The organism is Streptomyces sp. NPDC046465, assembly GCF_040646035.1.
Lineage (GTDB): Bacteria > Actinomycetota > Actinomycetes > Streptomycetales > Streptomycetaceae > Streptomyces.
Genome location: NZ_JBEYZK010000006.1, coordinates 83,955 through 95,494, shown reverse-complemented (window position 1 = coordinate 95,494; position 11,540 = coordinate 83,955). Strand labels below are relative to the sequence as shown.

At 70.4% G+C, this 11,540-nt stretch carries 11 protein-coding genes; 5 read left to right on the top strand and 6 right to left on the bottom strand.

The window, feature by feature from the left end; translation table 11 throughout:
- Window positions 1–24: 24 nt before the first annotated feature.
- Window positions 25–384, top strand: coding sequence for a MerR family transcriptional regulator (locus tag ABZ953_RS11350; protein WP_361720453.1), 360 nt, complete (start codon window positions 25–27; stop codon window positions 382–384).
- 22 nt (window positions 385–406) lie between these two features.
- Here ABZ953_RS11350 and ABZ953_RS11345 read toward each other — a convergent pair whose 3' ends face one another.
- Both ABZ953_RS11345 and ABZ953_RS11340 read right to left on the bottom strand, forming a co-directional pair.
- Entirely contained in the window at window positions 407–643 is a 237-nt protein-coding gene (locus tag ABZ953_RS11345; RefSeq protein ID WP_361720450.1) for a hypothetical protein, read from the bottom strand.
- On the bottom strand, window positions 640–1,557 hold the full coding sequence (locus tag ABZ953_RS11340; protein ID WP_361720447.1) for a hypothetical protein: 918 nt from the start codon (window positions 1,555–1,557) through the stop codon (window positions 640–642). The genes ABZ953_RS11345 and ABZ953_RS11340 overlap by 4 nt, the downstream gene beginning before the upstream one ends.
- Before the next feature lie 251 nt (window positions 1,558–1,808).
- On the opposite strand from ABZ953_RS11340, the gene bla reads away from it, so the two are divergent.
- On the top strand, window positions 1,809–2,723 hold the full coding sequence (gene bla / locus ABZ953_RS11335) for a class A beta-lactamase (RefSeq protein WP_361720444.1): 915 nt from the start codon (window positions 1,809–1,811) through the stop codon (window positions 2,721–2,723).
- A gap of 317 nt (window positions 2,724–3,040) precedes the next feature.
- Here the strand turns inward: bla and pruA are convergent, their stop codons facing one another.
- Window positions 3,041–4,672, bottom strand: coding sequence for an L-glutamate gamma-semialdehyde dehydrogenase (gene pruA / locus ABZ953_RS11330; protein WP_361720441.1), 1,632 nt, complete (start codon window positions 4,670–4,672; stop codon window positions 3,041–3,043).
- Between the two features lie 41 nt (window positions 4,673–4,713).
- Window positions 4,714–5,640 carry a proline dehydrogenase family protein gene (locus tag ABZ953_RS11325; RefSeq protein ID WP_361720438.1) on the bottom strand — a complete coding sequence of 309 codons (927 nt, stop codon included), beginning with the start codon at window positions 5,638–5,640 and terminating at the stop codon, window positions 4,714–4,716.
- Between the two features lie 163 nt (window positions 5,641–5,803).
- On the opposite strand from ABZ953_RS11325, the gene ABZ953_RS11320 reads away from it, so the two are divergent.
- Both ABZ953_RS11320 and ABZ953_RS11315 read left to right on the top strand, forming a co-directional pair.
- Entirely contained in the window at window positions 5,804–7,009 is a 1,206-nt protein-coding gene (locus tag ABZ953_RS11320; protein WP_361720435.1) for a helix-turn-helix domain-containing protein, read from the top strand.
- Window positions 7,010–7,105: 96 nt separating this feature from the next.
- Window positions 7,106–7,456: a hypothetical protein gene (locus tag ABZ953_RS11315; RefSeq protein WP_361720432.1), complete on the top strand. Its 351-nt coding sequence runs from the start codon at window positions 7,106–7,108 to the stop codon at window positions 7,454–7,456.
- Window positions 7,457–7,521: 65 nt separating this feature from the next.
- Here the strand turns inward: ABZ953_RS11315 and ABZ953_RS11310 are convergent, their stop codons facing one another.
- On the bottom strand, window positions 7,522–8,106 hold the full coding sequence (locus tag ABZ953_RS11310) for a TetR/AcrR family transcriptional regulator (RefSeq protein WP_361720429.1): 585 nt from the start codon (window positions 8,104–8,106) through the stop codon (window positions 7,522–7,524).
- 111 nt (window positions 8,107–8,217) lie between these two features.
- On the opposite strand from ABZ953_RS11310, the gene ABZ953_RS11305 reads away from it, so the two are divergent.
- On the top strand, window positions 8,218–9,711 hold the full coding sequence (locus tag ABZ953_RS11305; protein WP_361720426.1) for an MFS transporter: 1,494 nt from the start codon (window positions 8,218–8,220) through the stop codon (window positions 9,709–9,711).
- Window positions 9,712–9,815: 104 nt separating this feature from the next.
- Here the strand turns inward: ABZ953_RS11305 and serA are convergent, their stop codons facing one another.
- The gene (gene serA, locus ABZ953_RS11300) at window positions 9,816–11,420 is read right to left on the bottom strand and encodes a phosphoglycerate dehydrogenase (RefSeq protein WP_361720423.1); all 1,605 of its coding nucleotides are present in this window, start codon (window positions 11,418–11,420) and stop codon (window positions 9,816–9,818) included.
- Window positions 11,421–11,540: the final 120 nt, after the last annotated feature.

Genomic DNA, 11,540 nt, shown 5'->3' with positions numbered 1-11,540 from the left:
ATTCAAGTGCGGAGGAGCACGGGCATGAGGATCGGCGAGCTGGCGAAGCGTACAGCGGTGAGCGAGCGGTCCCTGCGCTACTACGAGGAGCAGGGCCTGTTGTACGCGGACCGCACCCCGGGCGGCCACCGCGACTACCCGGACTCGGCGGTGGACCGCGTCGTCCACATCCAGGAGCTGTTCGCGGCGGGCCTGTGCAGCACGAAGATCGTCCAGCTCCTGCCGTGCATGCGGGACGGAGACGGCGGCCCGTCCGCGTCCGCCACCCCCTGGCTGGTCGCCGAACTCGCCGAGGAACGGTCCCGCATCGACCGCCAGGTCGAAGACCTCCTGCGGGCCCGCCAGGTCCTGGACGAGGTCATCACGGCGGCCACGGGGCCCTGACGCACGGTCGCGCCCTCTCCGGTCAGCCCCGCCCCTCCGGCGGCTGGTGCGCACCCGGGGGCAGGCGGTCGGCATCCTGCAGCACCCGTGTCAGCTCGAGGCACAACAGCATTCGCTCGTCGGGAGCGCAGTCGACGAGAGCCCTGCGCAGCAGACGCATGATCTGGACATCCCGATAGGCCCTCGTCACCGCATGAAGCAGGCCCAGCAGGATCCCGAGCAGAAGCACAGACAGGACGATCGCCTCCAGGGCCCTCACCGGTACCTCCTGCGGATCCGAGCGGCGACGCGCTCGGCACCGTCCTTCGTGCACCAGCCGGCGTTCAGGCAGCGCAGCACGAGGGAGGCGTCACCGATGTCGATACGTTCCGGATGAGGAGCACGGCTGTACGCCGGCCGGTCGTCCACGCCCTCGAACGCCGAGGTGATTCCGCTGCGCCGCAGGTCAGCGGCGACCTCGACGGCGGGCAGCCCACAGCACCACTCGACGACGATGTCGTGCGTGTGGTGGTTGTAGGTGTTGGCCCATCCGTGCGCACTCGCCGCGGCGTTGATCAGGAGGGGGCGCCGCAGCACACGGCTGAACAGCAGGTCGCGGGCTTCGGGGCGGAGATACCCCTTGTCCGCATCCCACTCGGCGATTTCCTGGTGCTCGACGCGCGAGCACTTGGCCGGCGCGTCCCGCCAGATGCAGGTGATGCCGCGTTCCCGCTCCGGCATCCTGGGAGACCAGCCGGGATCGTCGTGGTTCAGTCTCACCTCGGCCGACCCACGTATGTCCACCAACTGCCAACAATCGTCGGCACGTTGCAGGCGCAGCCCCGGCACGCCGCGCATCCCGCCGAAGGACGTGTCGAAGCGCGGCAGCAGTTCGGTCACGATCCGGTCCGCCATGAGAGGGTGCAGACGCAGGGCGGGCCGGTCGGGGTCCGGGTCCACGCCATGCAATCCCAGCACAGCACCGTCGAGTTGGCTGTCCCGGAAGGGTTCGGTCAAGGTGTGTGCGATGCGGGCCTCGAACCGGCGCTGACCCGACGTGGCCGCATCGGGGATAGGTTGCCGACGCGAAATCCAGCTCTCATCGGCCCAGTTCAAACACTGTTGATAGCCGACACCGGTCGCCTTGAGGCACATGTCGGCCGCACGCTGACGGTTGTTCTGCTTCTTGGACATACGTCCCCCTGTGGTTTCGCCGCCCGGCGCGACCACTGAGGTGATGTGTACATCCCTGCCAACTGTGCCTGACCGTAGGTGGGTTCGCGAGAGCCCTTCAGCTCTCCCCGAGGTGCCGGGTCCCCGGGGCATAGAGCCGCGTCCGCCTACCGACGCACGGTCAGGCTACAACAGCGGAGTGCCGGCCGGGGCGGACTTCCCCGGGGGCGCCTCCCGCGAGACAGTCACCGCCGCCCGGTACCGTCGGGATCATGACGACATCCGCCTCCCGCCGAACCATCATCGGCGCCGCCGCCGCGGCCCCCGTGCTCCTGTCGGTGTCCGGCACCGCGAGCGCGAAGGCCTCCGCCGCTCCGGGTTCCGGCGCCTTCCCGGAGACCCAGCGCAGACTGCGCGCCCTCGAAGACGGCTACCCGGGCCGTATCGGTGTCCACGCCCTGCACACCGGCACCGGCGCCACCGTCGGCTACCGCGCCGACGAACGCTTCGCCATCGCCTCGACGTTCAAGGTCCTGGCCGCCGGGGCCATCCTGCGCAGGGCGCGGGAACAGGAGCCCGGCCTGCTCGACATACTGATCCGGTACGGGCGCGGCGACCTCGTCGCGTACTCGCCGCGGACCGAGATGCACCTCGAAACCGGCATGACCGTACGGGAGTTGTGCGACGCGGCGGTGACGTACAGCGACAACTCCGCCGCCAATCTGCTGATGCGGCGGATCGGCGGGCCCTCCGGCATCACTGAGTTCGCGCGCTCCCTCGGCGACTCCCGTACTCGCCTCGACCGGTGGGAGACCGACCTCAACAGCAACATCCCCGGCGACCGGCGGGACACCACGACGCCCGCCGTCATGACCGCCAACCTCCACAAGCTCGTCGTCGGCGACGCGCTCCACCCGCTCGACCGCGGCCAGCTGACCCGCTGGCTGGTGGAGAACACCACCGGCGACAAGCGGATCAGGGCCGGGCTCCCGGCGGGCTGGCGGGTCGGCGACAAGACCGGCTCCCCGGCCTACGGCGGCGTCAACGACGTGGCCGTCGCCTGGCCGCCGAAGCAGGACCCCTTGGTGATCTCCGTCTACACGACCCGCCTCGACCCGGACACGCCCGGCGAGGACCGGATCGCCGAGGACATCACCCGCGTCGTCGTCGACGCGCTCGGCGGCTGACCCACCCCGTAGCCGCGGGGGAAACGACACCGCCTCCGACCGGGGTGGGGCCCAGGTCGGAGGCGGAGTTCAGGGCGGGCCGCAGGGGCCTGTGTCGGAAGTCGCGTCGTTCGCCCGGAGGGCGGGCCCCGCGGCGTCCTGGGGGCACCTCCCTGCTCGAGCGGAGCCGAGAGCTTGGGGGAGTGCGATCGCAAGGCGGAGGGTCGCCCCGATACTGGTTGTATCGGGGTGAGCCCGACAACGCCGCGAGGGCGCGTGCCGGGCGTCGCGGGGCAGACGGGACTTCCGACACAGGCCCCTGAGGCCCGGCAGGGGCGTCAGCCCATGTGCGGGTAGCCGTACTCGGTCGGCGGGACCAGCGTCTCCTTGATGGCGCGGGTCAGCGTCCAGCGCTGCAGGTTCTGCGGGGCGCCCGCCTTGTCGTTGGTGCCGGAGCCGCGGCCGCCGCCGAAGGGCTGCTGGCCGACGACGGCGCCGGTCGACTTGTCGTTGATGTAGAAGTTGCCCGCGGCGTAGCGGAGCTTCTCCATCGTGTGCGCGGCGGCCGCGCGGTCGCCCGCGATGACCGAGCCGGTGAGGGCGTAGTCCGAGGCCGACTCCATCTGGGTCAGCATCTCGTCGTACGCGTCGTCCTCGTAGACGTGGATCGCCAGGAACGGGCCGAAGTACTCGGTCGTGAAGACCTCGTTGGCCGGGTCGGTGCACTCGACGACGGTCGGACGGACGAAGTAGCCCACCGAGTCGTCGTACGTGCCGCCCGCGACGATCGTGCAGGTCGGGTCGGCCGCCGCGCGGTCGATGGCCGCCTTGTTCTTGGCGAACGCGCGCTCGTCGATGACCGCTCCGATGAAGTTGGAGAGGTCCGTGACGTCGCCCATCTTGATGCCGTCGACCTCGGCGGCGAACTCCTCGCGGAAGCCGTCGTTCCAGATCGAGGCGGGGACGTACGCACGCGACGAGGCGCTGCACTTCTGGCCCTGGAACTCGAAGGAGCCACGGGTCAGGGCGGTCTTCAGGATCGCGCGGTCGGCGCTCGGGTGCGCGACGACGAAGTCCTTGCCGCCGGTCTCGCCGACGAGGCGCGGGTACGTGCGGTACTTCTTGATGTTCTCGCCGACCGTCTTCCACAGGTGCTGGAAGGTCGGGGTCGAGCCGGTGAAGTGGATGCCGGCCAGGTCGCGGTGTTCGAGGGCGACCTCGGAGACGGCGATGCCGTCACCGGTGACGAGGTTGATGACGCCCTTGGGAAGCCCGGCCTCCTCGAGGAGCTGCATGAGCAGCACGGCGGCGTGCGTCTGGGTGGGGCTCGGCTTCCAGACCACCACGTTGCCCATGAGGGCGGGGGCGGTCGGCAGGTTGCCCGCGATCGCGGTGAAGTTGAACGGCGTGATCGCGTAGACGAAGCCCTCGAGCGGGCGGTGGTCCAGGCGGTTCCAGACGCCGGTGGCGTTCGCCGGAGGCTGCTCGGCGAGCAGGTCACGGGCGTACTTCACGTTGAAGCGCCAGAAGTCGATCAGCTCGCAGGGCGTGTCGATCTCGGCCTGCTGGGCGGTCTTCGACTGGCCGAGCATCGTCGAGGCGGCAAGCGTCTCGCGCCACGTCGTGGAGAGCAGCTCGGCGGCGCGCAGGATGATCGCGGCGCGGTCGTCGAAGGCCATCGCGCGCCAGGCCGGGGCGGCGGCGAGGGCGGCGTCGATCGCGTCCTGGGCGTCCTGCTGGGTGGCGCCGCGGCCGGTGCCGATGACGGCCTGGTGGTTGTGCGGCTGCACGACCTCGAAGGGCTCACCGCCACCGAGGCGCTTGACGCCACCGATGGTCATCGGCAGCTCGATGGGGTTCTCGGCCAGCTCCTTGAGCTTGGTCTCGAGGCGGGCACGCTCCGGGGAACCGGGGGCGTAGCCGTGCACCGGCTCGTTGACCGGGGCGGGGACCTGGGTCACAGCGTCCATGAGTTCCGTATCTCCTTAAGAGGGTCGAGGGGGTGGGGAGCTCAGCCCTTGGTGAGGATGGAGCGGGCGAAGAAGAGCAGGTTGGCGGGCTTCTCGGCGAGACGGCGCATGAAATAGCCGTACCAGTCGGTGCCGTAGGCGGTGTACACGCGCATGCGGTGGCCCTCGGCGGTGAGCCGCAGGTGCTCGTCGCTGCGGATGCCGTACAGCATCTGGAATTCGTACTCGTCCAGTTTGCGCCCCGCACGCCGCGCGAACTCCTGCGCGATGGAGATGAGGCGCGGGTCGTGGGACCCGATCATCGGGTACCCGTCGCCTTCCATCAGGACGCGCAGGATGCGGACGTACGCCTTGTCGGTCTCGGCCTTGTCCTGGTACGCGACCTCGGCGGGCTCCTTGTAGGCACCCTTCACGATACGCACCCGGCTGCCGTTCGCGGCGAGCCGCCGGGCGTCGGCCTCGGTGCGGAAGAGGTAGGCCTGGATGACACAGCCGGTCTGCGGGAAGTCCTTCCGCAGCTCGTCGTGGATGGCGAACATCGAGTCGAGGGTGGTGTGGTCCTCGGCGTCCAGGGTGACCGTGGTGCCGATCGCGGCGGCGGCCTCGACGACGGGCCGCACATTGCTCAGCGCGAGCTCGTGGCCGCCCTCGAGCGCTTGGCCGAACATCGACAGCTTCACGGACATCTCGGCCCTGGTGCCGAGGCCGAGGTCCTTCAGGCGCCCGATGAGCTCCAGATAGGCGTCGCGGGCGGCGTGGGACTGCTCGACCGTGGTGATGTCCTCGCCCACCACGTCGAGGGTGACCTCAAGGCCCTTGTCGGCGGCGTCGACGATGACCGGGACGACCTGGTCGACGCCTTCACCGGCGATGAACCGGGCCACGACCTGCTTGGTGCCGGGGGCCGCCGAGACGAAGCGGCGCATCTTGTCGCTGCGCGACGCGGCGAGGATCACGGGACCCAGCACGGGGCACCTCCACGGGTGTACGAAATCGAGGGGCCATACCGGCACAACCCTCCACAGAGGGAATGCGGCGGTACGACACGGAGAACCACCGTGAAATTTAAGGATCCCCCGGAACACGTGCCATCGACAGCTGTCACGCATCCGTGCCCTGGATCTCAGACAGATGTCTGAAGAACGTGGCGGGGTGCGTGAGAATGGGGTGGTGAAGGGTGACTACCAAGAACTGGTCGACGAGATCTCGGCGCTGCTCGGCGCCCCGGCGACCCTGGAGAACCGGGATTTCGAGCTCATCGCCTTCGGCGCGCACGACGGCGGCGGTGACGGTGAGAGCGGCTTCGACGCGACCGTCCTCGACCCGGTCAGAACCCGCTCGATCCTGACCCGCCGCTCCACCGCCGAGGTCCGCTCCTGGTTCGAGAGCTTCGGCATCACCCGCGCCACGACCCCCGTCCGCATCCCGCCCACCCCCGAGGCGGGGGTCTACCGGGGCCGCATCTGCCTTCCCGTACGCCATCGCGGCTTCGCCCTCGGATACGTATGGCTGCTCGACGACGAGCCGGGACCCGCCGAGCAGCAGCTGACCGCCGCCATGGAGGTGGCCACCCGGATCGGCGCGCTGCTCGCCGACGAGGCGCAGGCGGGCGCCGATCTGACCCGGGAGTTCCGCGCGGTCCTGACGGCCGGGCGCGGCTGGCAGCGCGACATGGCGGTGGCCGCCCTGCGCACGGCGCTCGGCACCCGCGGCGACGGCCTGCACGCGGTGGTCTGCGTGGCACCGTGGCGCTCGGCGGACCCGGACGACGCCCCGGCCGCCCGTACGGTGCCGGGCGCGGCGGCCGTGTGCACGGTGCCGTGGGGCACGACTGCGCAGTCCCTCGCGGCCCTGGTGCGGCTGCGCTCGGCCGACGCGCTGTCGCCCGCGCACACGGCGGCGGCGCGCCTGCTCGACTCCGCGCCGGGCGCCGCGGCCGGCATCGCGGCGGCCCGGCACGGCCTTGAGGACCTGGGCGCCGCCTGGTGGGAGGCGTCGGCTGCGGCGCGCGCGGCGCTGGCCGAGCGGCGCTTCGCGCCGGTGGCGCAGTGGTCGGACGTGGGGCCCTACCGCCTGCTGACCGCGCTGCCTCCGGAGGCGGCGCACGACCCCGTGGCGCGCCAGCTCCTCGGCCCCACCCACCGCGAACTCGCCCGCACCGCCGAGGTGTTCCTCGACTGCGCCGGACAAGCGGGCCGCGCGGCGGCTGAGTTGGGCATCCACCGCCAGACGCTCTACTACCGGCTCTCGCGGGTCGAGCAGCTCACGGGCCTGGACCTGGACGAGGGCGAGGACCGCCTGCTGCTGCACATGGTCCTGAAGTCGTCACGACTGTAAGGACCGGGCAACGAACGATTACAGCCATGATCGTGGGGCGATACGGTATTCGGCGTCCGAACATTCGTCCCCCACACATGGGAGAACCAGCACCTCATGAAGTTCAGGCTTTTGGCCCCCGCGGTCGCCTTCTCCGCCGTCGCCCTCGTCGGCGGCACCGTCGCCACGGGCGGTACCGCCGTCGCCGCGTCGAAGCCCGACTGCTCGCGGCAGATCGTCAACGTCCCTGCCAAGGAGGCGGTCAAGGTACGCACCCACGCCAAGGTGAACGCCACCGGCGTCAGCCAGTGGAACAAGGGCAAGAAGGGCAGCCTCTGCAACGACGGCCACTTCTACACGGGCCAGAAGTACAAGCTGTGCGGCAAGACCAGCACCAAGTGGCTGTACGGCAGCGAGTTCGGCAAGAAGCGGGGCTGGATCCCCGCCGCCTGCATCAAGTGGTCGTAATCGCGTAAGCACCACCGCAGCGTAAGCACCACCGCCCTGAGGCCGGCCCGCACCCCGGGCCGGCCTCAGCCGGTCCCGCCCGCCCGCGCCATCACGCGCCGCAGCCCCTCCGTGAGCTGCTCCGCGGTGGTCGCCGAGTCCGGGTCGAAGAGCCACTGCACCATCAGGCCGTTGAGAAGCGTCGTGTAGAGCCGGCCCTCGCCCTCCACGACATCCTCCGGCAGCTCACCCTCCTCGATGCCGGTGAACAGCGCCGCGAGCCCACTACGGCCCTCCTTCTGCGCCTCGATCAGCAACTCCCGGATGCCCGCGAGGCGTTCACCCTGCGTGACGACCTCCAGGGTCAGCATCCAGATGGGCCGCGTCTCGGGGACCGAGCGGATGATGGCGTCCCACACCTTCTGGAAGCGCTCCAAGCTGCCGGGCTCGGCGCTCCCCTCCTCCTCCGCGCCCTCGAAGCCGTCCCCCATCGGCTCGACGAGCGCGATGAACGCCTCCACCAGCAACGCGTCCTTCGACCCGTAGTGGTAGCCGATGGAGCCGAGGTTGGTGCCCGACTCCTTGACGATGTCGCGGGCCGTCGTGCGCATGAACCCCTTCTCCAGCAGGCAGCGCTTCGCACCTTCGAGCAGATCTTCACGGTGTCCCATGCGAGACACGATACGCCGGGATTCATACGGGCGTCCTAAACCATCGTCCCAGACGGACGATTTATACGTCCGTACTAGACAGCCGTATAAGACGCCCGTACAGTCCTCGGCATGACGACGAACACGCAGACGAACTCGCGCGCCACCCGCAAGGAATGGACGGCCCTCGCCGTCCTGATGCTCCCGCTGCTCCTGGTCTCGATGGACGTCTCCGTCCTCTACTTCGCGGTCCCGCAGATCAACGCCGACCTGCGCCCCAGCGGCACCCAGCAGCTCTGGATATTCGACATCTACGCCTTCGTGCTCGCCGGGCTGCTGATGACGATGGGCTCCCTCGGCGACCGCATCGGCCGCCGCAAGCTCCTGATGTTCGGCGCCGCCGCCTTCGGCGCGGCCTCCCTCACCGCCGCCTACGCGAACAGCGCCGAACTGCTCATCGCCGCCCGCGCGGTCCTCGGGATCGGCGGCGCGACCCTGATGCCCTCGACCATGGCCCTCGTCCGCACGATGTTCCGCGACGCCGGACAGCGCGCGAAGGCGATCGGCATCTGGAGCGGCGTGATGGTCGCCGGGATCGCGCTCGGCTCGGTGATGAGCGGCATCCTCGTCGAACACTTCTGGTGGGGCTCGGTCTTCCTGGTCAACCTGCCCGCGATGGTGATGCTCCTGATCCTCGCGCCGGTCCTCATCCCGGAGTCCAGGGATCCGCGGCCCGGCCGCTTCGACCTCCTGAGCGTGCCGCTCTCCATGGCCGCCGTGCTGCCGGTCGTCTACGGCCTCAAGGAGATCGCCGCCGAGGGCCTCGACCTCACCCACGTCGCGTCGCTCGCCGCCGGACTCGTCTTCGCCGCCCTCTTCGTCCACCGCCAGCGCACCACGGAGTCCCCGCTGATCTCCCCCGCGCTGTTCCGCGGCCGCGGCTTCGCCCCCGCGGTCCTCCTGAACCTGATCGCGTCCCTGGCGATGATGGGCTCGGCCTACTTCACCACGCAGTACCTGCAATCCGTCCTCGGCAAAAGCGCGCTGGAAGCCGCACTGTGGGCCCTGCTCCCCTCGGTCCCCATCGGCGCCGCCGCCCCGCTCGCCACGGCGCTGGTGCAGCGCGGCATGAACCGCGCCTACGTTGTCTCGGCCGGCTTCGCCGTCTCGGCGGCCGGGTTCGGCCTGCTGACCCTGACCGGCACGGACTCCCTGTGGACGGTCCTCGCCGCCGCCGGACTCATCGCCTGCGGCGCCGTGATCATCGGCTCACAACTCACCGACCTGGCCCTCGGCTCGGTCCCCGCCGAGAAGGCGGGCTCCGCGTCCTCGCTCCTTGAGACGGGACAGGAATTCGGCGGCGCGCTCGGCATGGCACTGCTCGGCTCCATCGGCAACGCGGTCTACCGCGACGAGATCCCGGCCACCGCCCCCACCGAGGCCCACGAAACACTCGGCGGCGCGCTCGCGGTGGCCCAGGAGATGCGGGGCGAGGCGGCGTCCGCCCTCGCGGCCACGGCCCGGGAGGCGTTCACGAGCGGGATGCACGTCGCGGCGCTCAGCGGGGCGGCGCTCCTGCTGCTCGCGGCGGCGCTGGCGGCGGCGACGCTGCGCCGGACCGCCTGAAACGGCAAGACGAACGCCGGACAGGCTGGGAACTCCCAGCCTGTCCGGCGTTTGAGTACGAACTCGGCGAAGCCGGTGATGGCACCGCCCGAGGCTCTGGAGCCCTATTCCGTGAGGTCCACCGCGCGAGCGGACTCCGCACCGATCTCCGAGGCCAGTTCGTTCAGCACCGACTGCGGCACCGTGTCGTCCACCGTCAGGACGGCCAGCGCCTCGCCGCCCACGTCCGCGCGAGCGACCTGCATGCCGCCGATGTTGATGCCCGACTCACCGAGGACGCGGCCGACGGTGCCGACGACACCGGGGCGGTCCGCGTAGCGGAGGACGACCATGTGCTCGGCGAGCGCCAGGTCCACGTCGTACTCGCCGACGGCGACGATCTTCGGCAGGTGCTTGGGGCCTGCCAGCGTGCCGGAGACCGAGATCTCCTCGCCGCCGGTGAGCGTGCCGCGCACCGTGACCACGTTGCGGTGGTCGGGGGACTCCGAGCTCGTGGTGAGGCGGACCTCGACGCCGCGCTCCTGGGCGAAGAGCGGCGCGTTCACGTAGCTCACGGTCTCGTCGACGACGTCCTCGAACACGCCCTTGAGCGCGGAGAGTTCGAGCACCTTCACGTCGTGCTGGGTGATCTCGCCGTACACCTCGACGTCGAGGCGGGCCGCGACCTCGCCCGCGAGGGCGGTGAAGATCCGGCCGAGCTTCTCGGCGAGCGGCAGACCGGGGCGCACGTCCTCGGCGATGACGCCGCCCTGGACGTTCACGGCGTCCGGCACGAGCTCACCGGCGAGGGCGAGGCGCACCGACTTGGCGACGGAGACACCGGCCTTCTCCTGCGCCTCGTCCGTGGAGGCGCCGAGGTGCGGGGTGCAGACGACCTGGTCGAACTGGAAGAGCGGGGAGTCCGTGCAGGGCTCCTTCGCGTACACGTCCAGACCGGCGCCCGCGACGCGGCCTTCCTTGAGCGCCGAGTACAGCGCCTCCTCGTCGACGATCCCGCCGCGCGCGGCGTTGACGATACGGACGGCGGGCTTGACCTTGTGCAGGGCCTCGTCGCCGATCAGACCGACCGTCTCGGGGGTCTTGGGCAGGTGCACGGTGATGAAGTCCGAGACCTCGAGCAGCTCGTCGAGGGTGAGGACCTTGACGCCCATCTGCGCGGCGCGCGCGGGCTGTACGTACGGGTCGTACGCGACGACCTTCATGCCGAAGGCGCTCATGCGCTGGGCGACGAGCGCGCCGATGCGGCCGAGGCCGACGACGCCGAGGGTCTTCTCGGCGAGCTCGACGCCCGTGTACTTCGAGCGCTTCCACTCGCCGGCCTTCAGGGCCTGGCTGCCCTGGGGGATGTTGCGGGCGGTGGCGATGAGCAGACCGCAGGCGAGCTCGGCAGCGGTGACGATGTTGGAGGTGGGGGCGTTCACCACCATCACGCCGGCCTTGGTGGCGGCCGACACGTCCACGTTGTCCAGGCCGACGCCCGCGCGGGCGACGACCTTCAGCTTCTTGGCGGCGGCGATGGCCTCGGCGTCGACCTTGGTCGCGGAGCGGACCAGAATCGCGTCTACGTCGGCGATCGCGGGCAGCAGCTCGGCGCGGTCCGCGCCGTTGCACTGGCGGATCTCGAAGTCCGGGCCAAGGGCGTCGACGGTGGCGGGCGACAGCTCCTCAGCGATGAGTACGACGGGTTTGCCGTTGGCAGCAGTGCTCACGTGAGTCCTCACAGGTCCAATGCGGACGGCCGTCCCGACGGCCGCATGCGGTGTCGCTTAGCCGCGTGGAAGACGCACGACGCTGTGGGCCCGACGCGAATGTTGAACAGCAGTGTAGTG